Origin of the sequence: Streptomyces sp. NBC_01142 (genome assembly GCF_026341125.1) — a bacterium.
Lineage (GTDB): Bacteria > Actinomycetota > Actinomycetes > Streptomycetales > Streptomycetaceae > Streptomyces.
Genome location: NZ_JAPEOR010000001.1, coordinates 259,670 through 284,459 on the forward strand (window position 1 = coordinate 259,670; position 24,790 = coordinate 284,459).

The 24,790-nt window shown below is 69.3% G+C and carries 30 protein-coding genes and 1 pseudogene; 19 read left to right on the plus strand and 12 right to left on the minus strand.

Features of this window, described 5'->3' with window-relative positions; genetic code table 11:
* Positions 1-6: 6 nt before the first annotated feature.
* Positions 7-489 carry a MarR family winged helix-turn-helix transcriptional regulator gene (locus OG883_RS01290; protein WP_266533724.1) on the plus strand — a complete coding sequence of 161 codons (483 nt, stop codon included), beginning with the start codon at positions 7-9 and terminating at the stop codon, positions 487-489.
* Between the two features lie 17 nt (positions 490-506).
* Here OG883_RS01290 and OG883_RS01295 read toward each other — a convergent pair whose 3' ends face one another.
* The 3 genes from OG883_RS01295 to OG883_RS01305 all read right to left on the minus strand — a co-directional run bounded on the left by OG883_RS01295 (position 507) and on the right by OG883_RS01305 (position 3,178).
* Entirely contained in the window at positions 507-1,241 is a 735-nt protein-coding gene (locus OG883_RS01295; RefSeq protein ID WP_266533727.1) for a Mut7-C RNAse domain-containing protein, read from the minus strand.
* 115 nt (positions 1,242-1,356) lie between these two features.
* Positions 1,357-2,193: an NAD(P)H-binding protein gene (locus OG883_RS01300; protein ID WP_266533730.1), complete on the minus strand. Its 837-nt coding sequence runs from the start codon at positions 2,191-2,193 to the stop codon at positions 1,357-1,359.
* 178 nt (positions 2,194-2,371) lie between these two features.
* Positions 2,372-3,178, minus strand: coding sequence for a metallophosphoesterase (locus tag OG883_RS01305; protein WP_266533733.1), 807 nt, complete (start codon positions 3,176-3,178; stop codon positions 2,372-2,374).
* Between the two features lie 81 nt (positions 3,179-3,259).
* On the opposite strand from OG883_RS01305, the gene OG883_RS01310 reads away from it, so the two are divergent.
* The gene (locus OG883_RS01310; RefSeq protein WP_266533736.1) at positions 3,260-3,691 is read left to right on the plus strand and encodes a GNAT family N-acetyltransferase; all 432 of its coding nucleotides are present in this window, start codon (positions 3,260-3,262) and stop codon (positions 3,689-3,691) included.
* A 62-nt stretch (positions 3,692-3,753) separates the two neighbouring features.
* On the opposite strand, the gene OG883_RS01315 is transcribed toward OG883_RS01310, so the two are convergent.
* A complete protein-coding gene (locus tag OG883_RS01315; protein WP_266533739.1) occupies positions 3,754-4,287 on the minus strand; it encodes a GNAT family N-acetyltransferase in 534 nt (177 codons plus the stop codon).
* Between the two features lie 44 nt (positions 4,288-4,331).
* Here OG883_RS01315 and OG883_RS01320 point away from each other — a divergent pair, with 44 nt between their 5' ends.
* The gene (locus OG883_RS01320; RefSeq protein WP_266533741.1) at positions 4,332-4,985 is read left to right on the plus strand and encodes a hypothetical protein; all 654 of its coding nucleotides are present in this window, start codon (positions 4,332-4,334) and stop codon (positions 4,983-4,985) included.
* On the opposite strand, the gene OG883_RS01325 is transcribed toward OG883_RS01320, so the two are convergent.
* The gene (locus OG883_RS01325; RefSeq protein ID WP_266533743.1) at positions 4,979-5,842 is read right to left on the minus strand and encodes a helix-turn-helix domain-containing protein; all 864 of its coding nucleotides are present in this window, start codon (positions 5,840-5,842) and stop codon (positions 4,979-4,981) included. The genes OG883_RS01320 and OG883_RS01325 overlap by 7 nt on opposite strands.
* A 63-nt stretch (positions 5,843-5,905) precedes the next feature.
* Between OG883_RS01325 and OG883_RS01330 the strand changes: the two genes are divergently transcribed.
* The 3 genes from OG883_RS01330 to OG883_RS01340 all read left to right on the plus strand — a co-directional run bounded on the left by OG883_RS01330 (position 5,906) and on the right by OG883_RS01340 (position 7,674).
* Positions 5,906-6,484: a TIGR03086 family metal-binding protein gene (locus tag OG883_RS01330; protein WP_266533746.1), complete on the plus strand. Its 579-nt coding sequence runs from the start codon at positions 5,906-5,908 to the stop codon at positions 6,482-6,484.
* A 137-nt stretch (positions 6,485-6,621) separates the two neighbouring features.
* Positions 6,622-7,206: an SDR family oxidoreductase gene (locus OG883_RS01335; RefSeq protein WP_323180862.1), complete on the plus strand. Its 585-nt coding sequence runs from the start codon at positions 6,622-6,624 to the stop codon at positions 7,204-7,206.
* Positions 7,207-7,236: 30 nt separating this feature from the next.
* Positions 7,237-7,674, plus strand: coding sequence for an NUDIX domain-containing protein (locus tag OG883_RS01340; RefSeq protein WP_266533748.1), 438 nt, complete (start codon positions 7,237-7,239; stop codon positions 7,672-7,674).
* On the opposite strand, the gene OG883_RS01345 is transcribed toward OG883_RS01340, so the two are convergent.
* A complete protein-coding gene (locus OG883_RS01345; RefSeq protein ID WP_266533751.1) occupies positions 7,654-7,974 on the minus strand; it encodes a hypothetical protein in 321 nt (106 codons plus the stop codon). The genes OG883_RS01340 and OG883_RS01345 overlap by 21 nt on opposite strands.
* Before the next feature lie 40 nt (positions 7,975-8,014).
* Here OG883_RS01345 and OG883_RS01350 point away from each other — a divergent pair.
* Positions 8,015-8,362 (plus strand): annotated as a pseudogene (locus OG883_RS01350) (tyrosine-type recombinase/integrase); the annotation flags it as partial.
* Between the two features lie 67 nt (positions 8,363-8,429).
* Here OG883_RS01350 and OG883_RS01355 read toward each other — a convergent pair.
* Positions 8,430-8,990, minus strand: a complete 561-nt coding sequence (locus OG883_RS01355; protein ID WP_266541145.1) for a hypothetical protein — start codon at positions 8,988-8,990, stop codon at positions 8,430-8,432.
* A gap of 272 nt (positions 8,991-9,262) precedes the next feature.
* Here OG883_RS01355 and hemL point away from each other — a divergent pair, with 272 nt between their 5' ends.
* From hemL to OG883_RS01395, 8 genes are all read left to right on the plus strand, one after another.
* Entirely contained in the window at positions 9,263-10,579 is a 1,317-nt protein-coding gene (hemL, locus tag OG883_RS01360; RefSeq protein ID WP_266533754.1) for a glutamate-1-semialdehyde 2,1-aminomutase, read from the plus strand.
* Positions 10,576-11,250, plus strand: coding sequence for a histidine phosphatase family protein (locus tag OG883_RS01365; RefSeq protein WP_266533757.1), 675 nt, complete (start codon positions 10,576-10,578; stop codon positions 11,248-11,250). Before hemL ends, OG883_RS01365 begins: the two co-directional genes overlap by 4 nt.
* Positions 11,251-11,363: 113 nt before the next feature.
* Positions 11,364-12,590 carry a hypothetical protein gene (locus tag OG883_RS01370; protein WP_266533759.1) on the plus strand — a complete coding sequence of 409 codons (1,227 nt, stop codon included), beginning with the start codon at positions 11,364-11,366 and terminating at the stop codon, positions 12,588-12,590.
* Between the two features lie 67 nt (positions 12,591-12,657).
* A complete protein-coding gene (locus OG883_RS01375) occupies positions 12,658-13,257 on the plus strand; it encodes a TlpA disulfide reductase family protein (protein WP_266533762.1) in 600 nt (199 codons plus the stop codon).
* 48 nt (positions 13,258-13,305) lie between these two features.
* Positions 13,306-14,043: a cytochrome c biogenesis CcdA family protein gene (locus OG883_RS01380; protein WP_266533767.1), complete on the plus strand. Its 738-nt coding sequence runs from the start codon at positions 13,306-13,308 to the stop codon at positions 14,041-14,043.
* Positions 14,044-14,047: 4 nt separating this feature from the next.
* Positions 14,048-15,733 carry a cytochrome c biogenesis protein ResB gene (locus OG883_RS01385; RefSeq protein ID WP_266533769.1) on the plus strand — a complete coding sequence of 562 codons (1,686 nt, stop codon included), beginning with the start codon at positions 14,048-14,050 and terminating at the stop codon, positions 15,731-15,733.
* The gene (ccsB, locus tag OG883_RS01390; RefSeq protein ID WP_266533772.1) at positions 15,730-16,812 is read left to right on the plus strand and encodes a c-type cytochrome biogenesis protein CcsB; all 1,083 of its coding nucleotides are present in this window, start codon (positions 15,730-15,732) and stop codon (positions 16,810-16,812) included. The genes OG883_RS01385 and ccsB overlap by 4 nt, the downstream gene beginning before the upstream one ends.
* 37 nt (positions 16,813-16,849) lie before the next feature.
* The gene (locus tag OG883_RS01395; RefSeq protein ID WP_266533782.1) at positions 16,850-17,365 is read left to right on the plus strand and encodes an SRPBCC domain-containing protein; all 516 of its coding nucleotides are present in this window, start codon (positions 16,850-16,852) and stop codon (positions 17,363-17,365) included.
* Here the strand turns inward: OG883_RS01395 and OG883_RS01400 are convergent.
* A complete protein-coding gene (locus tag OG883_RS01400) occupies positions 17,352-18,281 on the minus strand; it encodes an isopenicillin N synthase family oxygenase (RefSeq protein WP_266533784.1) in 930 nt (309 codons plus the stop codon). The two genes, OG883_RS01395 and OG883_RS01400, sit on opposite strands and share 14 nt — an antisense overlap.
* The gene (locus OG883_RS01405) at positions 18,274-18,714 is read right to left on the minus strand and encodes a nucleoside deaminase (RefSeq protein WP_266533787.1); all 441 of its coding nucleotides are present in this window, start codon (positions 18,712-18,714) and stop codon (positions 18,274-18,276) included. The genes OG883_RS01400 and OG883_RS01405 overlap by 8 nt, the downstream gene beginning before the upstream one ends.
* A gap of 137 nt (positions 18,715-18,851) precedes the next feature.
* On the opposite strand from OG883_RS01405, the gene OG883_RS01410 reads away from it, so the two are divergent.
* Positions 18,852-19,784 carry a DMT family transporter gene (locus tag OG883_RS01410; RefSeq protein ID WP_266533789.1) on the plus strand — a complete coding sequence of 311 codons (933 nt, stop codon included), beginning with the start codon at positions 18,852-18,854 and terminating at the stop codon, positions 19,782-19,784.
* On the opposite strand, the gene OG883_RS01415 is transcribed toward OG883_RS01410, so the two are convergent.
* Both OG883_RS01415 and OG883_RS01420 read right to left on the minus strand, forming a co-directional pair.
* Positions 19,741-20,634 carry a LysR family transcriptional regulator gene (locus OG883_RS01415; protein WP_266533791.1) on the minus strand — a complete coding sequence of 298 codons (894 nt, stop codon included), beginning with the start codon at positions 20,632-20,634 and terminating at the stop codon, positions 19,741-19,743. The genes OG883_RS01410 and OG883_RS01415 overlap by 44 nt on opposite strands.
* Positions 20,634-20,978, minus strand: a complete 345-nt coding sequence (locus OG883_RS01420; RefSeq protein ID WP_266533793.1) for a PLD nuclease N-terminal domain-containing protein — start codon at positions 20,976-20,978, stop codon at positions 20,634-20,636. The genes OG883_RS01415 and OG883_RS01420 overlap by 1 nt, the downstream gene beginning before the upstream one ends.
* A 90-nt stretch (positions 20,979-21,068) precedes the next feature.
* Here OG883_RS01420 and OG883_RS01425 point away from each other — a divergent pair, with 90 nt between their 5' ends.
* Both OG883_RS01425 and mqnP read left to right on the plus strand, forming a co-directional pair.
* Positions 21,069-22,520, plus strand: coding sequence for a menaquinone biosynthesis decarboxylase (locus tag OG883_RS01425; protein ID WP_266533795.1), 1,452 nt, complete (start codon positions 21,069-21,071; stop codon positions 22,518-22,520).
* Complete coding sequence (gene mqnP, locus OG883_RS01430) at positions 22,517-23,419, plus strand: menaquinone biosynthesis prenyltransferase MqnP (RefSeq protein WP_266533796.1); 903 nt, start codon at positions 22,517-22,519, stop codon at positions 23,417-23,419. The genes OG883_RS01425 and mqnP overlap by 4 nt, the downstream gene beginning before the upstream one ends.
* Here the strand turns inward: mqnP and OG883_RS01435 are convergent.
* Positions 23,409-24,011: a rhomboid family intramembrane serine protease gene (locus OG883_RS01435; RefSeq protein WP_266533799.1), complete on the minus strand. Its 603-nt coding sequence runs from the start codon at positions 24,009-24,011 to the stop codon at positions 23,409-23,411. The two genes, mqnP and OG883_RS01435, sit on opposite strands and share 11 nt — an antisense overlap.
* A gap of 91 nt (positions 24,012-24,102) precedes the next feature.
* On the opposite strand from OG883_RS01435, the gene OG883_RS01440 reads away from it, so the two are divergent.
* The gene (locus OG883_RS01440; protein ID WP_266533802.1) at positions 24,103-24,777 is read left to right on the plus strand and encodes a UbiX family flavin prenyltransferase; all 675 of its coding nucleotides are present in this window, start codon (positions 24,103-24,105) and stop codon (positions 24,775-24,777) included.
* Positions 24,778-24,790: the final 13 nt, after the last annotated feature.

The following is a 24,790-nucleotide window of genomic DNA, read 5'->3' on the forward strand; positions in this document are numbered from 1 at the left end:
TTCTGCATGACGCAGAAGAGCACGTCGGGGCGGAACGGGCTGATGGACGAGCTGTCCACCGCGTCGCGCCGCTACATGGCCTCGTACGCCCTCTTCAACCAGGCACTCGCCGACCATCTGCATCTCCATCCCACCGATCTGCAGTGCCTCAACCTTCTGGGGCTGGAGCGAGGGCCCGTCACCACCGGGCGGATCGCCGAACTGACCGGGCTCACCACGGGGTCGGCGACGCGGCTCGTGGACCGGCTGGAGCGGGCGGGGTACATCACGCGCGAGCGCGACACCGAGGACCGGCGGCGGGTGCTGGTAACCCTTGTGCCCGAGCGGATGGCGGAGTTCGGCGCGCTGTGGCAGAAGCTGAACGGCGCGTGGTACGAGATGTTCGACGCGTACAACGACGACGAGATCGCGCTGCTCACGGCCCATATGCGGCGGACCGTGGAGCTCAGCGCCGCGCAGATCGAGCGGCTGCGCGGCGGCAGGCTCTGACACCCCGGCGCTGAAGGCTAGGCGGCGGCGCCGCCGAACTCGCGCAGCGCGTCCTCCACGATCGCCTCCAGGCGGGCGTGGTGCGCGCCCCGCCAGTACACGCGCTCGCACGCCGTGCACTGCGCGAAGACGTCGTACGAGCGCTGCGTGCCCTGCTCCAGATGGTCCTGGACCGAGTCCTTGTCGGCGTCCGACAGCCGGCCGTTGCATGCCGTGCACCGGGTCCATGGCGCGAGTGCCGGGGCGAACCGAGCGAGTACGTCCCGGAGTTGGTCGTCGGGCCGGTCGCTGTAGACGTACGCCCCCGCCCAGATCTCCCGCCGCCGCAGCAGCCCCCGGTCGCGGGAGAGCAGTACGCGCTGCTCCTTCGCCGAGAGCGTGGCCAGTGCCGGGTCGCCGATGTCCTCGTTCTCGTACGCCGCATCGACGCCCAGGAGCCGCAGCCGGCGCGCGAGCGTGCCGAGGTGGACGTCGAGCAGGAAGCGCAGCGGGGCGCCGGGGACCTGCTGCGGCCGCTGGATGCCGCAGACCTCGATGCTCTCGCCCGCGCGCGGGATGTGGGAGACGGTGACCTGGCGGCCGTCGACGAGCAGCCGGCCCGCCTCGGTGAGCGGGATGCCGAGGGACTCGACGACATGGCCGAGCGTCGATGAGCCGTCGGTGACCACGGCCGTACGCCCTTTGCGGCGCTCCGGCGAGACGAAGAGGCGCAGTTCAGGGGCGAGGCTGAAGGAGATTTCCGGTCCGTTCACGCCGCAAGCATGTCACCGGGCGGTGCGCGCCAGCCAGCGGCTTTCGCGGGTGGGTGGGGCGGGGCGGGGGCGAGGGTGGGCACGCGGACACCTGCGATACGGGCTGGGGCGGGGGTCATGCCCGGAAGGCGTCCGCGTTCTCCGCCGCCCATTCGGCGAAGGTGCGGGCCGGGTGGCCGGTCAGTTCCTCGACGGCACGGGTGAGGGGGGTGGGTGAACCGTCCGTGGAGGCCCAGTAGCTGAGCAGCCCGTCGGCGAAGGAGCCCGGTATGTACACGGACATGGACTCCTTCCAGGCTTCCGGGGTCACGGTGTTGAAGGGGATGGGGCGGCCCGCGGCGCGCTCGAGGAACGCGATCTGCTCGGTGAAGGTGAGCGACTCGGGGCCGGTCAGGTGGTAGGTCGCCCCGCGCAGCCGTGGCTGGGTGAGGACCGCGAGCGCGGCCTCCGCGATGTCCTGCTCATGGATCGGATCGCCGTAACTGCCCGGGTAGGGAAGGTCGATCGCGCCCAGGGACGCCTGCGCCCGCCACTGGAACGCGTTGCTCGCGAAGGCGCCCGGCTGCAGGACGGTCGACTCGACGGCGGAGCCCGCCAGCGCCCGCTCGACCGCGAGATGGGAGGCGGCGATCGGGTTGTCGGCGGCGTCGGGGTCCAGGACCGAACTGGAGGAGAGCAGCACGATGTGCTCGACGCCCGCGGCCTCGGCCTGCTCGAGGAAGGCACCGATCTGTGACGGCTCTGCGTAGAGGAAGACGGAAGTGACGGAGGCGAGGGCGGCCGGGAAGTCCGCGGCGTCGTCGAGGGCGCACCGCACGGTGGCCACGCCCGCGGGGAGGCTGAGCTTTTCGGGGGCGGCGGAGGCCGCCCGGACGTCAACTCCCTTCTCGTGCAGGAGCGTGATGAGGGTGGAGCCGACTTTGCCGCGGCTGCCGGTGACGAGGACGGTCATGTGAAAGTTTCCTTCGCTGTGCAGAATCTGTGTGGCGCAGATAAATATCCGCGAAAAGGGCCCGCTGGTCAAGCGGGCCCTTTCCTGCGGTGGTTGTGGCGGTGAGTGGTGGCGGTGAGTGGTGGCGGTGGAACGGCTGGGCGGGACGGGGGCGGGGGACGGTGGAGCGGCTGGGTGGTTACGGCACGACGCGGAAGTGCGTCGTGATCGGGCCGCCCCCCTCGCCCAGCACGTGGAACGCGACGCCCGGCGGGGCCACCTGGTCCGTCAGCGTCTCGCCGCTCTCCCACGGCAGCCGCAGCGTCGAGACCACTCCGGGCGCCACCAGCAGCGGCCGCCCGGCGAAGGTCGTGGCGGTGGGTGTGTGGGCGTGGCCGGTCAGGACGGCCGGGACGTTGGTGCGTCCTGCCAGCACTTCTGCCAGCCGCTCGGCGTTGGTCAGATTGATCGAGTCGAGGTAGGGGTGGTGGATCACCGTCGGCGGGTGGTGGAAGGCGGGCAGCGCCGGGGTGTCGCCGAGCTCGTCGAGCGTGCGCGCCAGCCACTCCAGTGTCTCGTCGTCGAACAGTCCCTCGTCCTTGCCGGGAATCGTCGAGTCGCAGAGCAGCAGGGCGTAACCGCCCGCGTGGTGGAGGCGGTTGATGGCCGGCGCGCTGTCGTCGGCCGGTCCGCCGCCTGCCTCTCCCGCCTCGCCCGACTCTCCTGCCTTGCTCGCCTCGCCCGCCTCTCCCAGGAGCGCCGTGCGGTACGCGGTGCGGTTGTCGTGGTTGCCGGGGCAGGTGAAGAAGGGGGCGTCGAGGCGGGCCAGCAGCTCGGCCGCCTCGGCGTACTCGGCCGGGGCGCCGTGGTCCGCGATGTCGCCGGTGACCAGAACGGCGTCGGGCCGCCGGCTCAGGGAGTTCAGATACGCCACCGTGCGTGCGGCCCGTTCGGTCGCCCGCTCGGTGCCGTCGAGATGCAGATCGCTGATATGGGCAAGCAGCATGGATTCCCCCTCCGTTGCGACTAATGGATAAGTCACTCTATTCCATTAGTCCGACGATGGGGGCTGCGCTACGGTGTCGGTATGAAGATCATCGACCTGGAGCCGGGCGACCCCCGCCTGGTGAACGACCTGCTGCCCGTCCTCATCGAGCTGCGGCCGCATCTGACCGAGGACCTGTTCCGCGAGGTGTACGAGAAGGGATACGGGCAGGGACTCCGCTTCTCCGCCGCCTACACCGCCGAGGGCACATGCGTGGGCGCGGCGGGATGGCGCATCATCGACAACACCAGCCAGATACGCAAGCTGTACGTCGATGACCTGGTGACCGCCGCGCACGCCCGCTCCACCGGCGTGGGGCACCACCTCCTCACGTACCTCGAAGGGATCGCCCGTGAGGCCGGCTGCCGGCATCTGAACCTGGACTCCGGCACCCATCGCACCGACGCCCACCGCTTCTACTTCCGCGAGCGGCTCGCGGTCTTCGCCTTCAACTTCGACAAGCCGCTCAGCTGAACCACCGGCTGGACACCACCGGCTGGACGCCGTCGGCCGGACATGAACCGCCGGGCGGACTGTCAGCCGGACTCTCCGTCGCGCAGGTCCAGTCGCCAGTCGTTGGACCGCACGAGGTTGCCGGGCGGGTACTCGAAGTCGCACTCGCCCCTCAGCTCGAAGCCCGCCTTCCTGCACACCGCGTTCGACGGGCCGTTCTCGGGGTCCGGGAAGGCGTGCAGGTAACGGTGTCTGCGCTCGGCGCGGGCCTGCTCGATGACGGCCCGGGTGCCCGCCGTCGCGACGCCACGCCCCTGGAAACGGGGCAGCACGCTCCACCCCGTCTCGTACACCTCCTCCCCGTTCCAGGTCTTCGCCCAGAAGCCGACGGTTCCGGCGGCTTCCCCGTCCGCAAGCAGGACGATGCGGAACATCCGGCCCCTGCCCGTACGGTCCGCGCTGAGATCGACGTACCGCTGATGCCGCTTGATCAGCTGCTCTTCCGTCTCAGGGCCTCCCAGGTGATCCATCAGCTCCGGTGCGTTCGAGGCGCGGAGCAGGTCGAAGTCGTCAGCGGACCATGGCTCGATCCGTACCGCCGATGCTTTGATCTCCATGTCGTGCACTGTAGAACGCGGATCTGACAACGGGAGTCCGGCAGATGAGCCTCACCGGTGTGTGGGCGATCGGTGCTGTCCCCGACGCCGAAGTCGCCGCGCTGCCCGGCCGGTTCGTCCATCTGGAGGGGGAGTGGACCACGCCCCCCGGCTACGCCGACGATCTGGCCTGGTGGCTGAGCGGCGGGGACCGTGAGCCCTACTTCACGCCCCAACCCACGCCCGCTGCCCTTCGTTTCGCCGCCTTCGCGCGCAGTGGAGGCCCGAGTGCCCCGGCCGTCACCGCAATGAAGGAGGCCGGGATGGACCTCCTTCGCGACGCCGACGGAAGCGGCAGCGAGGGAAGCGGCACCGAAGCAGGAAGTGCGGTCTTCGTCGCCGCGGCGCGCAAGGGCGACCCCGCCGCCGCCCTCTGCTACGGCCTCGGCGCGGAGGGCGCGGCCCGGCTCCCCGGCTGGTTCGGCGACTTCCTGCTGACGGCCGCCGAAGTACGGGCCGTCCTCCCGCACGCCGAGTCGGTGCTCGCCGTCACCGGGCCGCGCCGCAGCGAGATCCTCGCCCGCATGGACGCCTGGATGTCGGCGATGAGCGACGCCCCCGACTTCGACGTGCGCACCCTGCTGGACGGGCCCCTTCGGGTGCTGCGGTTCGCGGCGGCCCACGGCACCGGCGCGGTCGGCGTCACCGAAAACTACTGAGGGGCGGGGCGTGCGTACGCCGTCGGCGGGACGCCCACCGTCGCCGTGAAGTCCCGTACGAGATGGGCCTGATCGCTGTACCCCAACTCCGCGGCAAGCGCTGCCCAGTCCAGCCCGTCCTCCAGCCCGCCCTCCGGGCCTTCCGGCGACTCCGCGCCCCGACCGCCGCCCGACTCGGCGCGCTCCAGCGCCTCATGGATGCGGTAGCGCAGGATGACCCACTTGGGCCCGACCCCCACGTACGCGGCGAAGAGCCGCTGCAGCGAGCGCGCCGACACCCCTTCCGCGGCCGCCAGCTCGGCGACCCGCCGGATCGTACGGTCCCCACGCACCAGGTCGACCAGCTCCATCGCGCGCAACGCCTGGGGGTCCGCCGCCGGCTCCAGGCCCAGCAGGAAAGCGTCCAGCGCGGCGACCCGCGCGTCCTCCGCCTCCGGTCCGACGACCGAGAGGACGGTGTCCGAGTCCGCGCCCGGCAGTACGTCCCCGATCGGCAGCCGCTGCCCCGTCCAGTCGGACACCGGCCGGCCCGGTGCGAACGGCCGGAAGCCGCCGGGGCGGAACTGCACCCCGCACACCCGCCCCCACCCCTCCAGCTTCTGCGTGAAGAGGCTGAGGCCGATGCCCGCGACCTCGGCCCACCCCGGCTCGTCGCCGTACTGCTGGAAGACCACGTTGACCGACGGATGCGGCACCACATGGGAGGCGTACGGCTCCGTCAGGTCCCAGTCGATGAGCCAGTAGTGCTCGAGATACGGACGGAGCACCGGGGCCGGCTCGCGGCGGCGGAAACGCACGCGCGCGAAAAGGTCCTGGGCTTCGACGATGCCTCGGGTGTCACGCCTCGGACCTGCCATGCCCCGGATCCTATGTCGCGTTTGTTCAAGACGCAGGGCCCTTGCTGTGCATACGGTCGGACCATGACGAACACCATCAGTGAACTGCTCGACGCGGCGGCGGCGCGTGCCGTGCCGGTGGTGCGCGGTATCACCGACGAACGGCTGGACGACCCGACCCCCTGCGCCGAGTACGACGTACGAGGCCTGGCGAACCACCTCCTCCAGGTGGTGATCAACTTCCAGGCCATGGCGGCCAAGAAGGACGCCGACTTCTCCGCCGAGCCCGACTACCTCAGTGAGGGTGACTGGCGGGGCCGGTTCGCCGACGAGACCGATGTGCTGGTCAAGGCCTGGGCTGCACCCGGAGCCGAAGAGGGCACCACCGGGTCCATGGGCATGGCCGCCAGGACCCTGGGGGAGATGGTGCTGGGCGATCTCACTGTGCACGCCTGGGACCTGGCCCGCGCCACCGGCCAGGAGTTCACGCCGGACCCGGTCGTGGTCGGCGAGGTCACGGAGTCGTTCGCGGCGCTGGCGCCGATGGCCCGGAAGATGGGGGCGTTCGGCGAGGCCGTCACGCTGCCGGACGAGGAGACGGCCTCGGAGTTCGACCGGCTACTGGCTATGACGGGCCGGAACCCGCACTGGCAGCAGCCGTAGCCCTCCCCGGTCCCGCCGCGCCCGAGCCGCTCCCAGCGGATCCGGTCGATCCCGGCGGGCGCGGCCCTCCCGGTACGCGGTGTCGTCACCGCGCTGCCGCGAGCTCGGGCCGCGCCGTCCAACCCCGGCGGCTCGCCGTGGCCATCGACGCCGACCTGGCCGACCCTGACGCCGTCAAGACGATGACCGACCGGGTCCGTGCGGAGACCGGCCCGATCGACATCCTCGTGAACAACGCCGGAGCCTACCCACGCGTCCCGTGGCAGGACACCGACGAGGCTGCCTGGAACTATTCCCTCGACGTGAACCTCACCGCGCACTACCGCGCATGCCACGCGGTGACCCCCGGCATGGTCGAACGGTGCTGGGGTCGCATCGTGAACATCGGCAGCGTCAACGCCCGCGCCGGCCGGGCCAACCTCGTCGCGTACAGCACCGCGAAGGCCGGACTCCTGGGCCTCACCCGATCCCTCGCCCGCGAACTGGGCCCGTACGGAGTCTGCGTCAACACGGTCCTGCCCGGCGCCATCCAGGTCGAGGCCGAGACCGCGATCCCCGCCCGCCATCGCGCCCGCCCGGAGGACCAGATCAACCGCCAGTGCGTTCCCCGTCGGGGACGGCCCGAAGATGTGGCGGCACTCGTGGCGTTCCTCGTTGGGCCCGCCGCATCGTTCATCACTGGGCAATCCGTCCACGTCGATGGCGGCTGGCTGCTGCACTGAGACCGTCAACAAGCAAGGAGACAAATCCGAATGATCGAACGAGTCCGAGCCGTCCTCGTCACCGAGGACGACACGATGCTGGTCATCCGTCGCACCAAGCCCGGAGTCCCCGTGTACTGGGTGCTGCCCGGTGGCGGAGTTGAAGCCGACGACGAGTCCCGGGAGGCCGCCCTCCACCGGGAGATCTACGAGGAGATCGCAGGGAAGGCCGACATCGTCCGCATCCTGCACACGATGGAGTCCCACGACGAGCGTCAGCTCTTCTATCTCACCCGCATCGCGACCTGGTCCTTCGAAGACCGCACCGGGCCCGAGTTCAGCGCCGAGGGCCGGGGCGAATACGCACTGGAGGAGGTCCCGCTGACCGTGGAAGGGATCGACGGTATCGACCTCAAGCCTGAGGAGATCGCCCACGTTCTCCGAGGCGCCCTCGGTGACGGAACTCTCTCAGGTGTTGCTGCGGCCTGAGCGACGCAACGTGAGCATGGCACCGGGACCAGCGCTGGGTGCGCGGGCCCGGTGGCTTTGCGGTGTCAGGCCCGCGTGGTCAGGCGGGGTGGTGAGCGCGCGGGCGTGTGGGCTGAGGCCGTCGAGGATCTCCTGGGCGTAGGGGGTGTTCGGGTGGGCTTCGAGTTTCTGGAGGGCAGTCCAGTTCTCTGCGAGCTGTTCGAGGGCCTTCTGGGTGCGGTTGATGGTTTCCCCCCTCTGGGCGAGGAACTGCTCGGAGATCTGATGGGCCTGGTGCCAGGTCGCCGAGCAGGTTCGCATCGGCAAGCTCCACATCGACGCCGCCTACCGCACCGTCCGCGCCGGCGTGATCCCTCCCCGTGAGCGCGGGGCGAGGTACCTCCGGGCGGCTCCGGGCGACGGCATGCATGCCCTTCGGCACGCCTATGCGTCTGTGTTCCTGGACGCTGGGGAGAGGATCAAGGCGCTCTCGGAGTACCTGGGCCACTCGGACCCGGGCTTCACGCTGCGTACGTACACGCATCTGCTGCCGTCCAGCGAGAAGCGCACGCGCCCCGCGATCGACGACGCCTTCAGCGAAGCTGAGGCCGAAGTCGAGACCGACGGCGATGGTCGTGCGTCCGACACGCCGGGCACATCAGTGCCTCCGTCGAAACCCGTGTGCCCTCGATGTGCCCTGGCCGCCTGAAGGGCTCTCTCCGGCACTGGCATGGAGGGGGCCCGAAAATCCCATCCATCTGCCAAGAAATCCCAGGTCAGGGCCAGACCAGGCAGTACGGCTGGTGCCCCGCCGCGTGCAGCCGGACCGAGAAGTCCTGCCACTCGTGCAGCAGCTGGTAGACGTTGAACGCGTCCCGCGGACCGCCCCGGTCTGGCACCGTCGACCAGATGAAGGCCGCCGCGCCCACCGACTCCTCGCCGATGCCGCGCAGCGGATCGACCACCGTCATCGGAAGCTTGACCACCGCGTAGTCCGGGTGGAGCACCACCAGCTCCAGTGGCGGCACCTTGTTCAGCGGCATGCCCTGGATGCCGGTCAGCACCATGGCAGCTATGGTCTCCGGCTTGATCTTGGTGAACATTCCGCCCATGCCGAGCTCGTCGCCGCCCAGTTCCTCAGGGCGCATCGAAATCGGCACACGTGCGGCAGTGGCCCCGTCAGGTGCACCGAAGTACTTGTAGGTCACCCCCACCCGGCCGCTCCTGCTTCCCATGGGTACATTCGCAGCCGCCTCGTGCCGCCGGTGCTTCCCTCGCCGGGCAGGCTCAGGACCCAGGTCGTCGGTCCCCTCGCCCAGTCCGCCACCGCGATGCATATCTCCACCCGACCACTCGCAGCCCCCGCCGCGCAACCCGATCATCGTGACAGTGACCTCCCCCACGAACGTGCGGTGAAACACCAGTCCGCAAGAACGTCGGAGCCTCTGACACCATGGATTCCGTGAGCTTTCCCTATGACGCCCCAGTTTCGCAGACGCGAGGGCGCTGACTCCGTTTCGTAATACGAAGAGACAGCGCGCCCCGCTCACCGGTGGCCGAGATCTTCTGTCCCAGCAGCCCCGACCCCGATTCGCAGATCAGGACCAAAGTGTCGTACTCATACGAAGCCCCAGTTTCGCAGACGCTTTTCGACCGAGCGTCCCTCGTGACGCCCGGCGGCGTGAACTCTCCCGTCCGTGCCTTCCGTGCCGTGGGCGGTACGCCCCGGTTCATGGTGTCCGGTACCGGTCCGTACCTCACCGATGCCGACGGGCGCGAGTATGTCGACCTCGTCTGCTCGTGGGGGCCGATGATCCTCGGGCACTCCCACCCGGCCGTCATCGAGGCGGTCCAGGCGGTGGTCGCGCGTGGCACCTCCTTCGGGACGCCGGGCGAGGGCGAGGTCGCCCTCGCCGAGGAGATCGTGGCCCGGATCGAGCCGGTCGAGCAGGTCCGGCTCGTCTCCAGCGGTACGGAAGCGACGATGTCCGCGATCCGCCTGGCCCGCGGTTTCACCGGCCGCGCCAAGGTCGTGAAGTTCGCCGGCTGCTACCACGGGCATGTGGACGCCCTCCTCGCCGCGGCCGGCTCGGGTGTGGCGACCTTCGGGCTGCCGGACACCCCGGGAGTCACCGGCGCGCAGGCCGGCGACACCATCGTCCTGCCGTACAACGACATCGAGGCCGTACAAGCGGCCTTCCGTGCCCACCCCGGTGAGATCGCCTGTGTGATCACCGAGGCGTCGCCGGGCAACATGGGCGTGGTGCCGCCGCTGCCGGGCTTCAACGAGGGCCTCCGGGCGGCCTGCGCGCAGAACGGCGCGCTGTACATCTCCGACGAGGTCATGACCGGCTTCCGTACCTCGAAGTCCGGCTGGTACGGCGTCGACGGCGTCGCACCCGATCTGATGACCTTCGGCAAGGTCATGGGCGGCGGCTTCCCGGCCGCCGCGTTCGGCGGCCGCAGGGACGTCATGGCGCACCTCGCCCCGGCCGGCCCGGTCTACCAGGCGGGCACCCTCTCCGGTAACCCGGTGGCCACCGCCGCGGGCCTCGCGCAGCTGCGGCTGCTCGACGATGCGGCGTACGCGAAGGTCGACGCGGTGTCGCGGGAGATCCGGTCCCTTCTCACGGACGCCCTCGGCAAGGAGGGCGTCGCCCACCGGCTGCAGACGGCGAGCAACATGTTCTCCGTCTTCTTCACGGAGGGGGAGGTGAGGAACTACGAGGACGCGAAGAAGCAGGAGACCTTCCGCTTCAACGCCTTCTTCCACGCGATGCTCGCCCGTGGCGTCTATCTGCCGCCGTCCGCCTTCGAGTCCTGGTTCGTCTCCACGGCCCACGACGAGCGTGCGATCGAGCGGATCGCCGCCGCGCTGCCCGCCGCCGCCCGCGCCGCCGCCGAGGCGAAGGAGGTCTCGGCGTGAGCGAGATCACTGTCGTCCATGTGGTGCGGCACGGCGAGGTCGAGAACCCCGACGGCGTCCTCTACGGCCGCCGTTCCGGCTACCACCTCTCCGAGCTCGGCCGGCAGATGGCCGACCGCGTCGCCGAGCATCTCGCGGACCGGGACATCACCCATGTCGTCTCCTCCCCGCTGGAGCGTGCCCAGGAGACCGCCACACCCATCGCCAAGAACCACAGCCTCACCCTCGACACCGACGAGCGGCTGATCGAGGCGGGCAACGTCTTCGAGGGCAAGACCTTCGGGGTGGGCGACGGTGCGCTGCGCAAGCCGGCCAACTGGAAGCACCTGACCAATCCGTTCCGCCCGTCCTGGGGGGAGCCGTACGTCGATCAGGTCGTACGGATGATGGGTGCGCTGAGCTCCGCGCGGGACGCGGCCCGCGGACACGAGGCCGTCTGCGTCAGCCATCAGCTGCCGATCTGGATCGTGCGGAGCTTTGTGGAGCGGCGCCGCCTCTGGCACGATCCGCGCCGCCGGCAGTGCACGCTCGCGTCCCTGACCACGTTCACGTTCGAGGACGACCGCATCGTCTCCGTCGGCTACAGCGAACCTGCCCGTGATCTTGTTCCGGCCCATCTTCTCGCGGGCGCAAAACCCGTCAAGGGCAAGGCCAAAGCATTCGGGGCGTAGTCGCTCAGAAAATTGGCGCACGTTTTCGGAACCTCCGTCTTCCCATCGGCGTCTCTCTCATTGCCGGTTGAGATGGGCTCTCTGGACCAAGAGAGAGCGCGGATGGGGACGATATGCGCGACATCAGTCGAAGGGGTTTGCTCGGGGCGGGACTTGGGGCCGCGGCGGCGATCGGGATCGCCGGCTGCGGCTCGTCCGACACGGGCAGACCGGCTGGGTCCGGGCCCGGTAAGGCCGGTGAAACGGGCATGGGCGGCAGGGTCCGGCTGATCGGTGACGGTTCCACATCCGATACCGGAAAGCAGCCGCACCAGCCGCCGAAGCCCGTTCCTCTCGAACCGGGCCAGACGCCACCGCAATTCGTGGTCTTTTCCTGGGACGGGGCGGGAGAGGTCGGTAACGGCCTCTTCCCCCGCTTCCTCGAACTCGCGAAGAATCACAATGCGGCAATGACCTTCTTCCTCTCCGGGGTCTATCTGCTCCCCGAGTCCAAGAAGACGCTCTACCGCCCGCCGAACAATGGCATCGGCGCGTCCGACATCGGCTATCTCACCGACGGCCACATCAAGGACACGCTGAAGTACATACGCCAGGCATGGCTCGACGGGCATGAGATAGGCACGCACTTCAACGGTCATTTCTGTGCCGGTTCGGGATCGGTCGGCAACTGGTCGTCCGCGGACTGGCGCAACGAGATTGACCAAGCTGTGTCCTTCGTCACCGAGTGGCGTACGAACAGCGGCTGGAAGGACATCGATCCGCTGCCGTTCGACTACCGCAAGGAACTGGTCGGCGCCCGCACCCCCTGCCTGCTGGGCCAGGACAAGCTGCTGCCCACGGCGAAGAAGCTCGGCTGGCGCTACGACGCGAGCTCGCCCGGCGGCCGCCAGATGTGGCCGGACAAGCGGATGGACATGTGGGATCTGCCGCTCCAGCAGGTGCCGTTTCCGGGGCACTCTTTCGAGGTGCTCTCGATGGACTACAACATCCTCGCCAACCAGTCCCAGAATTCGACCAAGGGCATGCCTTCGCGCTATCCGGGCTGGAAGAAGCAGGCCACCGAGGCCTATCTCGCCGGGTTCAAGCGGGCCTACGACTCCAATCGGGCGCCGTTGTTCATAGGCAACCACTTCGAGCAGTGGAACGGCGGCATCTACATGGATGCCGTCGAGGAATCCCTCAAGGGCATGGCCGGCAAGAAGGACGTACGGCTGGTCTCCTTCCGGCAGTTCTGCGACTGGCTCGACGTCCAGGACCCGCAGGTGCTCGCCAAGCTCCGCACGCTCGAGGTCGGCCAGTCCCCGGCCGGTGGCTGGAACGCATTCCTCAAGGCCGCCTGACAACGGGCGTTACGGGCAGCCAGGGGGGCGCGGAAGATCTTCGGAACGGCCATGCGAAACTTTTCACATGAGCCTTAGCCGTGCCCCCCGCGCCGCCCTGCTGACCGCCGTGGCCGTCGCCGGAGCGCTTACCCTCTCGGCCTGCGGGGACAGTGGAAAGTCCGGTGGTGGCGGCGACACCAACTTCGTCACCGACACCGGCGGCATCTCCAGGGCGGCCAAGGGCGAGCGCACGGCCCCCAACAAGCTCGCCGGCAAGACCCTCGACGGCAAGCAGCTCGACGTCGCCGATCTCAAGGGCAAGGTCGTCGTGATGAACGTCTGGGGTTCGTGGTGCCCGCCCTGCCGTGCCGAGGCCCCGCATTTCGCCAAGGTCGCCGAGGAGACCAAGGCACAGGGTGTGGAGTTCGTCGGGATCAATACCCGCGACGCCAACAAGGGCCCGGCGATCGCCTTCGAGGAGGATTACGGCGTCGGGTATCCGAGCCTGTACGACCCGGCGGGCAAGCTGATCGTCAACGGCTTCCCCAGGGGCAGCCTCAATCCGCAGGCCATTCCCTCCACGATTGTGCTCGACCGTGAGGGGAAGATCGCGGCCCGCTCGCTGAAGGCGCTCGGCAAAAAGGAGCTCCACAAGATCATCGACCCGTTGATCGCGGAGAAGTGATCCTGTGTCCGCACTGCTGACCGGACTCCTCTCGCGAGGTGAGTCCCAGTGACCGAGACGGTTTCCGACGGGGCGCTGATCCTCGCGCTGCCCATCGCCGTACTGGGCGGTCTCGTCTCCTTCTTCTCGCCCTGTGTCCTCCCGCTCGTCCCCGGCTATCTCTCGTACGTCACCGGGGTCAGCGGCACCGACCTGGCCGACGCCCGGCGCGGCCGGATGGCCGTGGGAGCCTCGCTCTTCGTTCTCGGCTTCACGGTCGTCTTCGTCTCCGGCGGCGCGCTCTTCGGCTACTTCGGCTCGACCCTCGCGGGATACCGGGAGATCCTCTCCAAGGTCCTCGGCGTGCTGATGGTTCTGCTGGGCGTGTTCTTCATGGGGCTGATGCCGTGGCTCACCCAGCGTGAATTCCGCATCCACAAGCGGCCGGTGACCGGGCTGATGGGCGCGCCGCTGCTGGGTGCGCTCTTCGGGGTCGGCTGGGTGCCGTGCATCGGTCCGACGCTCTCGGCCGTCCAGCTGCTCGCCGCCGAACAGGCGAGCGCGGGGCGCGGGGTCATACTGACAGTCGCGTACTGCATCGGTCTCGGACTGCCCTTCGTCCTCGCGGCGGTGGCTTTCCGCAAGGCGCTCGGCGCCTTCGGCTGGGTCAAGCGCCACTACGCGTGGGTGATGCGGATCGGCGGCGGCATGATGATCGCGACCGGTCTGCTGCTGCTGACCGGCGTCTGGGACAGCCTGGTGCAGGAGATGCAGGTGTGGACCAACGGCTTCTCGGTGGGGATCTAGTTCGATGAGCAAGACAGAGACAGCGGCCGAGGAGCAGGCGGCCGGGCAGGACCTCGGCGCGGCCGGAGCCCAGCTCTCCACCGCGCCCAGGGAAGAGCTCATCGCCGGGCCCTCCCTCTCCGTGATCGGCTGGGCCCGCTGGTTCTGGCGGCAGCTGACCTCCATGCGGGTCGCGCTGATCCTGCTCTTCCTGCTCTCCCTCGGCGCGATCCCCGGCTCTCTCGTCCCGCAGAACAGCGTGGACGAGCTGAAGGTGCAGGCCTTCAAGGAGACACACAAGGGGCTCACGCCGCTCTACGAGAAGCTGCAGTTCTTCGACGTCTACAGCTCGGTGTGGTTCTCGGCGATCTACATCCTGCTGTTCGTCTCCCTCATCGGCTGCATCGTGCCGCGCTCCTGGCAGTTCGTGGGCCAGCTGCGCAGCCGGCCGCCGGGCGCCCCGGGGCGGCTGACGCGGCTGCCCGCGTACACCACCTGGCGCACCGAGACCGAGCCCGAGCAGGTGCGCGAGGCCGCGCTCGCGATGCTGCGGAAGCGCCGCTTCCGCGGCCACACCGTCGGTGACGCGGTCGCCGCCGAGAAGGGCTATCTGCGCGAGGCCGGCAATCTGTTCTTCCACATCGCGCTGATCGTGATGCTGGTGGCGTTCGCCGCGGGCCAGCTCTTCAAGTCCGAGGGCGGCAAGCTGATCGTCGAGGGCGACGGCTTCTCGAACACCCTCACCCAGTACGACGACTTCAAGTCCGGGTCGCTGTTCAGTACGGACGAGCTCGCACCGTTCACCTTCAACCTGGACGAGTTCACCGGTACGTATGAGAAGAGCGGGCCGCAGCGGGGCACGCCACGCACCTTCGAGGCCGGCGTCACCTGGTCCAAGGGCGGCGGACCCGACCACAAGGCCGTGATCGAGGTGAACAAGCCGCTCGTCATCGACGGCACCAAGATCTATCTGCTCTCGCACGGATACGCCCCCGTCGTCACCGTCCGGGACGGCAAGGGCAAGGTCGTCTTCAACGGCGGGGTGCCGCTGCTGCCGATCGACAACAACATCACCTCGACCGGCGCGCTCAAGGTGATGGACGGCTACCGGGACAAGAACGGCAAAAAGGACCAGCTGGGCTTCCAGGCGTTCTTCGTGCCGACCTTCGCGGGCGCGGGCAACGGCAATATGTTCTCGCAGTTCCCGGGTCTCGAGTTCCCGGTGCTGGCCCTCACCGGCTACCACGGCTCCCTGGGCGTCGACGCGGGTCTGCCGCAGAACGTGTACCAGCTCGACACCCGCAAGATGAAGCAGTTCAAGGACCCCAAGGGCGAGATCCTCAAGCAGCGGCTGCTGCCCGGCGAGAAGCTGACCCTGCCGGACGGCGCGGGCTCCATCACCTTCGAGAAGGAAGTGAAGGAGTGGGCCAGCTTCCAGGTCTCGCAGCAGCCGGGCAACGGCTGGGCACTGGCCGGCGCGATCGCCGCCATCGCCGGCCTGGTCGGCTCGCTGTTCATCCAGCGCCGCCGGATCTGGGTCCGGGCCGTACGCGGCGAGGACGGCATCACCGTCGTCGAGATGGCCGGTCTGGGCCGCAGTGAATCCGCCAAGCTCCCCGAGGAACTGGCCGACCTGGCCGTGACCCTCAATTCAGAGGCGCCGACCGCGCCTGAACCCCCAGAAGTTCCTGCCGAAGGGGCTGAGAAGTGACTCTCGCCGCCGCAACCAACGAAAACCTGGCGCACATCAGCAATGTGCTGATCTATTCGTCGATGGCCGTCTACACGCTGGCCTTCCTCGCCCATATCGCGGAATGGGTCTTCGGCAGCCGCAGCAAGGTGGGCCGTACCGCCGCCGCGCTGACCACCGGCGCCGCCGCGGCCTCCTCGGTGAAAGTCCAGGTGAAGCAGCAGGGCGGTGGCACCGCCGTACTGGACAGGCCCAAGGTGGTCACCCGCTCCGCGGCTGGCGCGCGGGATGTCCCGGACGGGCCCGGCGCGGCCGGCGGCACCGAGAAGGGTGATCTGTACGGACGGATCGCCGTCTCGCTGACCGTCCTCGGCTTCCTGGTCCAGGCGGGCGGCGTCGTCGCCCGCGCGATGTCGGTGCAGCGGGCCCCCTGGGCCAATATGTACGAGTTCTCCATCACTTTCTCCACCGTGGTGGTCGCCGCGTACCTCGGCTTCCTGGTCGCGGGGAAGAACGTCCGCTGGATGGGTCTGCCGCTCGTCGCGACAGTCCTCGCCGACCTGGGTATCGCCACCACCTGGCTGTACACCGAGAGCGACCAGCTCGTTCCGGCGCTGCACTCGTACTGGCTGTGGATCCACGTCTCCACCGCGATCTTCTGCGGCGCGGTCTTCTACCTCGGTGCGGTCGGCACGCTCCTGTATCTCTTCCGCGACAGTTACGAGAGCAAGGTCGCGGGCGGCGGCAAGCCCGGCGCCTTCGCGACCTCGGTCATGGAGCGGCTGCCCGCGGCCGCATCCCTCGACAAGTTCGCGTACCGCATCAACGCCGCGGTCTTCCCGCTGTGGACCTTCACGATCATCGCCGGCGCGATCTGGGCCGGCGATGCCTGGGGCCGCTACTGGGGCTGGGACGCCAAGGAAGTCTGGTCCTTCATCACCTGGGTCGCGTACGCCAGCTATCTGCACGCCCGCGCGACCGCAGGCTGGAAGGGCCGCAAGGCCGCGTATCTGGCACTCATCGCCTTCGGCTGCTTCCTCTTCAACTACTACGGCGTCAACATCTTCGTGAACAGCAAGCACTCCTACGCCGGCGTCTGAGGTAGCGCCCGGACCGCGGCGGAGTGACGCTGGTGCCATGGACGCGATCCCCCACGGCACCAGCGAGACCCGGGACGGCGGCCTCCACCTGCTGCGGTACGAGCTCCACCTGCCGCATCCGGTCGTACGGATCTGGGCCGCCGTCGCCACGCCGGAAGGGCTGCCGACCTGGCTCGCCGCCGCCGACGTCCTCGAACCGAGGGTCGGCGGGGCGGTCGCCCTGCGCTGGCTCAACACCAACGTCGAGGGGCAGCACACGATCACCCAGGGCACCGTCACCGCCTGGGACCCGGAGCGGGTCGCCGAGTACACGGTCGCCGTCCTGGGCCGGATCCGCTTCCATCTGGAGCCGTCGGGCGAGGACGCCACGACGGTCCGCTTCACCCATGAGTTCCGCGGCACGGACGAGCTGCGCCTGGACTGCCTGGCCGGCTGGCACCAGCACTTCGAGCTTCTCGCGGACGCGCTGGACGGGCGGCCGGTGACGGACTGGTCGACCTGGACGGCGGACCGCTGGCGGGAGCTGCGGGACGAGTACGTCAGCCGGCCGTGATCGCGTCGAGCTGCGCCCGCAGATAGGTGTGCGAGTCGATGCCCCGGACCGTGGTGCCCGGGTCGCACTCGTAGAAGTAGACGAGCGAGATCAGCTCCTCGGCCTGTGCGTCCGCCGGCGGCGGCAGCACCCGGTGGCGGCCCGAGCGCCAGCGGTCGCCCGTCCACCGGGCCATCAGATCACCGATGTTGATGGTGAAGGCCTCGGGGTCGTACGGCGCGTCCTGCCAGCCGTCCTCGTCCGTGAACACCTGGAGGCCGCCCCTGCCGGCCTGCCGGTCCAGCACGGTGACCGTGCCGAAGTCGGTGTGCGGGCCGATACGGAACTGGCCGGGCTGCGGCGCCCCGATCCGGTCCCTGCTGGGATACCAGTTCACATTGAAGCCCCAGGTCGGATGCCCGGTGTGCCGGGTGAAGAAGGTCTCCGGCTCGCCCAGGGCGACGGCGAGGAGCTCGAGGATCCGGTCCGACAGGTCCCGCATCCGCGCGAGATACGTCTCCACCGCCGGCCGCAGCGAAGGCACCTCGCCCGGCCAGGTGTTGGGCAGGAACCACTCCGCGTCGACCGCCGGATCGCCCGTCGGGTCCTGGGCCGCGAAGGACAGCGACTCCTTCAGGTCCGGCGGCGTCTCGGTGCCCTCCGCATATCCGTTGGCCTCCGCGCCGGGCCCCAGCCAGCCGCGCTGGCCGACCGGCACGGCGTACGGCTCCTTGGCGGCGGTCGGCAGCAGGAAGAACTCCCTGGCCGCGGAGCGGATGCGACGGCGCAGTTCCGGGTCCACGCCGTGCCCGGTGACCAGCAGGAATCCGGCCGACCGCAGTGCACGGTCGACGGTCTCGGCGATCTCCCTGCGCGTGTGCGGGTCCCCGGAGAACCAGGGCCGCAGATCGATGGTGGGAATCCTGGGCTCAGTCACCGATGTCCTCGTTCCACAGTTCGGGCCGGCGTGCGATGAAGTCACGCATCAGGGCGATGCACTCGGCGCTGTCCAGCACCACGATCTCCACACCGTGTCCGGCCAGCCAGTCGAGCCCGCCGTGGAAGGTCGCCGCCTCGCCGACCACCACCCGGGGGATCCCGAACTGCCGGACCAGACCGCTGCAGTACCAGCAGGGCGCCAGCGTCGTCACCATCGTCGTACCCCGGTACGAACGCTGCCGCCCGGCGGCACGGAACGCCGCGGTCTCCGCGTGCATCGACGGATCGCCGTCCTGGACGCGCCGGTTGTGCCCCCGCCCGAGGACCGTCCCGTCCGGCCCGTACAGCGCGGCCCCGATCGGGATTCCGCCCTCGGCCAGCCCGGCCCGCGCTTCCCCGACGGCTGTCGCCAGCCACCTCTCGTACTCCATGACGCGGAAAGTACCCGCCGCAGGCCGCTTCCGGTACGCGCCCGGCCGTATGTCATCGGTGCTGCCGATGGGCCCATCGGCAGGACGCCCCAGTGGCTCGTGGACCCGACCACCGGCCCGCTCGTAGCGTCGATGCCATGACCACCGACAAGGCCCTGGAAAACCGGGGCGCCCTCGAACTCACTCTCGCCATGGTGCTCTCCGGCACCCTCGGGATCTTCGTCGTCGAGTCCGGCGCGTCGCCCTTCAACGTGGTGTTCTTCCGCTGCCTCTTCGGGGCGACGGCCCTGGGCGCGTACGCCCTCGCACGCGGCTACTTCACCGACCACGGCTTCACTCCGAGGAAGCTCGCCCTCGCCGCGCTCGGCGGTGTGTTCATCGTCTTCAACTGGGCGTTTCTCTTCAAGGCGTACGAAGCCACCTCGATCTCGCTGGCCACCGTCGTCTACCACACACAGCCGTTCTACGTGGTGCTGCTCGGCGCGCTCCTCTTCCGGGAGCGGCTCACCGCATCCAAGCTCGGCTGGCTCGCGGTCGCCTTCGCCGGACTGCTCCTCGTGTCCGGGGTGAGCATCAGCAACCCCGGCTCGCTCGCCGGCCTGGGCTTCGCGCTGCTCGCCGCGCTCTTCTGGGCGATCTCCACCGTGATCACCAAGCGGGTGAGCGGGGTACGGCCCCATCTCGTCGCACTCGTCCAGGTGCTCATCGGCATTCCGCTGCTGCTGCCCTTCGCCGACTTCGCCGCCGCGAGCGGACTGGGCAGCGGCTGGGCCTGGCTGGCCGGGCTCGGCCTGATCCACACCGGTCTGATGTATGTCCTGCTGTACGCCTCGTACCAGAAGCTGCCCACCGCGAAGATCGCCGTGCTCGCCTTCACCTACCCGGCCGTCGCGATGGTCGCCGACTGGGCGGTGTACGGCCATCGGATCAGCCTTGTCCAGGCGCTCGGCGTTCCGCTGATCGTGCTGGCGAGTCTGAAGGTGAACCTCGCCAAGGCGCCCAGGACCGTGGCTCGTTCGGCCGGTTCTACGACTCCTGCTCCCGTACCAGCCGCACCGTCTCGTCGATGAACAGCCGCACATGGCGCGGCAGTCGCTTTCCCTGACGCCACGCCACCTGCGTGTGCAGCCGGAAAGGCGGCTCCCAGGGCAGCCCGACCAGCGCTCCCGACGCCAGCTCCTCGCGCACCGCCATCCGCGGCAGCAGGGCGACGCCGAGCCCGCCGGCCACGCCGCGCTTGGTCGCCTCGATCGTGCCGAACTCCATGAAGGGCGGGGGAGCGCCGTTGCGCTCGCGCAGCTCGCCCTCGAAAAGGTCGCGGTACGGACAGCCCGGCTCCGTACCCACCAGCTGTACGCCCGCCAGATCGACGGTAGCGAGCTTCGCCGCACCGGCCAGCGGGTGCGTCGGCGAGCAGACCAGCACCAGTGGCTCGGCGGTCAGCACCTCGGTCTCCAGGCCCGCGTGCACCGTCTTCTGTTCCATCAGAAAGCCGATGTCGTACAGGCCCTGGCGCAGTGCCTGCCGGGTCTCGTCGCCCAGCGTGGGGCGCAGTGACAGCTGCACCTGCGGATAGCGGTGGTGGAAGAGCTCGAGCAGCGCGGGCAGCCGGTAGGAGGTGAGCGACTCCATGGTGCCGATGTTGATCGTCCCGGCGGGCTCCTCGGTCCCGGTGACCGCGGCCTGCGCCTCGTCCGCGAGTTCGATGATCCGGCGGGCGTACGGCAGCAGCCGCTCGCCCGCCTCGGTCAGCCGGATGCGGCTGCCGAGCCGGTCGAAGAGCTCCGTGCCCAGGGACGACTCCAGGGAGCGGATCTGGCTGGTCACACTCGACTGGGCGTACTGGAGCCCGGCGGCGGCCTGCGTGAAACTGAGGACGGTGGCGACCTTCTCGAAGGTGACCAGCAGACGCAACTCCATCAAGGCTTCGGCGCCTCGGGGTCGTCTCCGTCGTTGTTCTTCCCGGGCTCGTCGTTGTTCTTCTTGGGCTCGTCGCGCAGCGACTTGAGGAACTCGGGGTTGTCGTCGGGCGCGACCCAGCCCCGCGAGCCCGCCGAACCCCGCATGCCCCCGCCGGACACGGCGCGGCGCTGCTTGCCCGCGAACAGCCAGACGATCGGTCCGACGATGGTGAAGAGGAGGATGATCAGCACCCAGACGACCTTGGGCAGGTGCTTGACCTCTTCCTCGGGGGTGTTGAGGCAGTCGATGAAGGCGTAGATCGTCAACGCAAGCATCAGGATGAACGGCAGATACCTGAGCATCGTGGAGCGGGTCCCCCTGGAAGCGGGCGGCGGGGCCGGATGCGGCCCCGGTGACGGGTCCAGGGTAGTGGGTGGCCGATACTGGGGAGCATGGCTTACGACGATCTTCGCTCCCTGCTCCGGGCGCTGGAGCGCGAGGGAGACCTCAAGCGCATCAAGGCCGAGGTCGACCCGTATCTGGAGGTCGGGGAGATCGTCGACCGCGTGAACAAGGCGGGCGGTCCCGCGCTCCTCTTCGAGAATGTCCGCGGTTCGGCGATGCCTCTCGCGATGAACGTCTTCGGTACGGACCGCCGGCTGCTCAAGGCACTCGGACTGAAGTCCTATGCGGAGATCAGCGACAAGATCGGCGGACTGCTCAAGCCGGAGCTGCCGCACGGCTTCGTGGGGGTGCGCGAGGCCTTCGGGAAGCTCGGCACGATGGTCCACGTCCCGCCGAAGAAGGTGAAGGACGCGCCGGTGCAGGAGGTCGTCCTGCACGGCGACGACGTCGATCTGGACCGGCTGCCCGCGCTCTTCACCTGGCCGGAGGACGGCGGCTCCTTCTTCAACCTGGGGCTCACGCACACCAAGCACCCGGAGACCGGCGTACGGAACCTGGGTCTGTACCGCCTCCAGCGCCACGACAAGCGCACCATCGGCATGCACTGGCAGATCCACAAGGACAGCCGCAACCACTACGCCGTGGCCGCCAAGAAGGGGGAGCGGCTGCCGGTCGCGATCGCCTTCGGCTGTCCGCCGGCCGTGACGTACGCCTCCACGGCGCCGCTGCCCGGTGACATCGACGAGTACCTGTTCGCCGGCTTCGTCCAGGGCAAGCGGATCGAGATGGTCGACTGCAAGACGGTCCCGCTCCAGGTGCCGGCCAACGCCGAGGTCGTCATCGAGGGATGGCTGGAGCCCGGCCAGATGCTGCCGGAGGGTCCCTTCGGCGACCACACCGGCTTCTACACCCCGCAGGAGCCCTTCCCTGCCCTGACCATCGACTGCGTCACGATGCGCAGGCGTCCGCTGCTCCAGTCGATCGTGGTGGGCCGCCCGCCGACGGAGGACGGTCCGCTGGGCCGTGCCACCGAGCGGTTCTTCCTCCCCCTGCTCAAGATCATCGTGCCGGACATCGTGGACTACCACCTGCCGGAGTCGGGCGGCTTCCACAACTGCGCGATCGTCTCGATCGACAAGAAGTACCCGAAGCACGCGCAGAAGGTCATGCACGCCATCTGGGGCGCGCACATGATGTCCCTGACGAAGCTGATCGTGGTCGTCGACTCCGACTGCGACGTCCACGATCTGCACGAGGTCTCGTGGCGCGCGCTCGGCAACACCGACTACGCCCGTGACCTCACCGTCGTCGAGGGCCCGGTCGACCACCTCGACCACGCGTCGTACCAGCAGTTCTGGGGCGGCAAGGCGGGCATCGACGCGACGAAGAAGCTCCCCGAGGAGGGGTACGTACGGGACGGCGGCTGGCCGAACATGGTCGAGTCCGACCCGGAGACGGCGGCGAAGGTCGACCGCCGTTGGAAGGAGTACGGCCTGTGAGCAGTGCCGCAGCCGCAGTCCCGCAGCCCGGCAGGACCAAGGCGTTCCTGCGGCTGGTGATGATCGAGCACTCGGTCTTCGCGCTGCCCTTCGCGTACATCGCCTCCCTCACCGCGATGTTCCAGCTGGACCGGAACATCCACTGGGGGCAGCTGTTCCTCGTCACCCTCGCCATGGTCGGGCTGCGTACGTTCGCGATGGCCTGCAACCGCATCATCGACCGCGAGATCGACGCCCGGAATCCGCGGACGGCGGGCCGGGAGCTGGTGACCGGCGCGGTCTCGGTGAAGTCCGCCTGGACCGGCGCCCTGTTCGCCGTCGTCGTCTTCCTGGGCGCGGCCGCCGCGCTGAACCCGCTGTGCCTCGCGCTCGCCCCCATCGCGGTGATCCCGATGGTGGTCTATCCGTACGGCAAGCGCTTCACCAACTTCCCGCACGCCATCCTCGGCCTCGCCCAGGCCATCGGCCCGGTCGGCGCGTGGATCGCGATCACCGGGACATGGTCCTGGGAGGCGGTGATCCTCGGCCTCGCGGTCGGCATCTGGATCGGCGGCTTCGACCTGATCTTCGCCTGCCAGGACGTCCGGGCGGACCGCGCCCATGGCGTGATGTCGGTGCCGGCCCGCTTCGGCATCCCGGCGGCGCTGTACGGGGCGCGCGCCTCCCATGCCCTGACCGCGGTCCTGCTGGTCTGGTACGCCCTGGCCACGGACGCGGGCGGCTTCTTCTGGACGGGACTGCTGATAGTGGTGGCGGCGTTCCTCTACGAGCACACGATCGTGCGGCCGGACGACCTGTCCCGCCTCAACCGCGCGTTCTTCACGGTCAACGGCTTCATCGGGATTGCCCTGTTCGGGTGTGCGCTGCTCGATCTCCTGGTGCGGGGCCTCACGGTGTGAGGGCCGCCCGGTCGGCCCTGCGACGGAACACGAACGCCGCCGCGATGCCCGCGACCAGGCCGAACAGATGGCCCTGCCAGCTGACCGAGGTGTTGGTGGGCGCTATGCCCAGCAGGATCGTGCTGCCCCAGAGCGCGCCGATGACCAGGCCGACGCCGATGTCGAAGGGCTTGCGGTCCACGAAGCCGCGGACCAGCAGGTAGCCGAAGAGCCCGAAGACGACGCCGGACGCGCCCGCGGTGTTGGTGTTCGACGGGGCGACCAGCCAGATGCCCAGTCCGTCCACCACGACGATCAGGGCGATCACGGCCAGGAAGCGGCGGATGCCGCCGAGCGCGGCGAGGAAGCCGAAGATCAGCAGCGGGACGCTGTTCGCCGCGACATGGGCGAAGCCGAAGTGGGAGAACGCCGCCGGCACGATGTCACTCAGCTCGGCGGGATCGCGCGCCACGATCCCGTACGCGTCCAGGGAGTGGCCACTGGCCGCGTCCACCGCTTCCAGCACCCAGAGCAGCGCCACCCAGCCCAGCATCAGCCCCGCTGCCGCCCTGGCGCGGTCCGTCCGGGTCCAAGCGAGATCGGTGTGTGTCATTGCGGCCCCCTGCGCCTGTGCTCCCACCCCCCGGGAACGTCCGGGGCACCTTACCCAGTTCCGGCCACCGGCCGCCGGATAAGGTCACTGTGTGGAGCCAGGAGAAGTGAAGAGCCGTCAGCCGTGGGTGGTGGGAGTGTCCGGCGCGTCCGGGACGCCGTACGCCGCCGCCGTGCTGCGCGGGCTGCTGGCCGCGGGCGAGAGCGTGGACCTGGTGGTCAGCCGTGCCTCGCGGCTGACGTTGCTGGACGAGACGGGCATCGCGTTCCGCGACGCGCACTGGCGCGAGGATCTGCGGGAGTGGCTGGCGCGCGGCGCGGACGGGAAGCCGGGCGTCTTCAGGGCCGATGTCGACGACGTACGGCACTGGGCGGCCGGGGATCTGGCCGCCGGGCCTTCGTCCGGTTCGTATCCGGTCAAGGGGATGCTGATCGTCCCGGCCTCCACGGCGTGTGTGGCCGGGGTGGCGCTGGGGCTCTCGAAGGATCTGCTGCAACGGGCGGCGAGCGTGACGCTCAAGGAGCGGCGCACCTTGGTGGTCGCGGTCCGCGAGACGCCGTTGAACGGGCAGACCCTCAGGCATCTGGTGGCCCTGGACGAGGCGGGCGCCGTGGTGCTGCCCGCTTCCCCGGCGTTCTACGCGGGGGCGACGCACATCCAGGATCTGGTGGACTTCGTCGCGGGACGGGTGCTGGACGCGGCAGGGGTGCCGCACCAGCTGTACCGCCGTTGGAAGGGAGAGCTCGGTGGCTCTCGTGATGACTAGCGTTTCCCGGCGC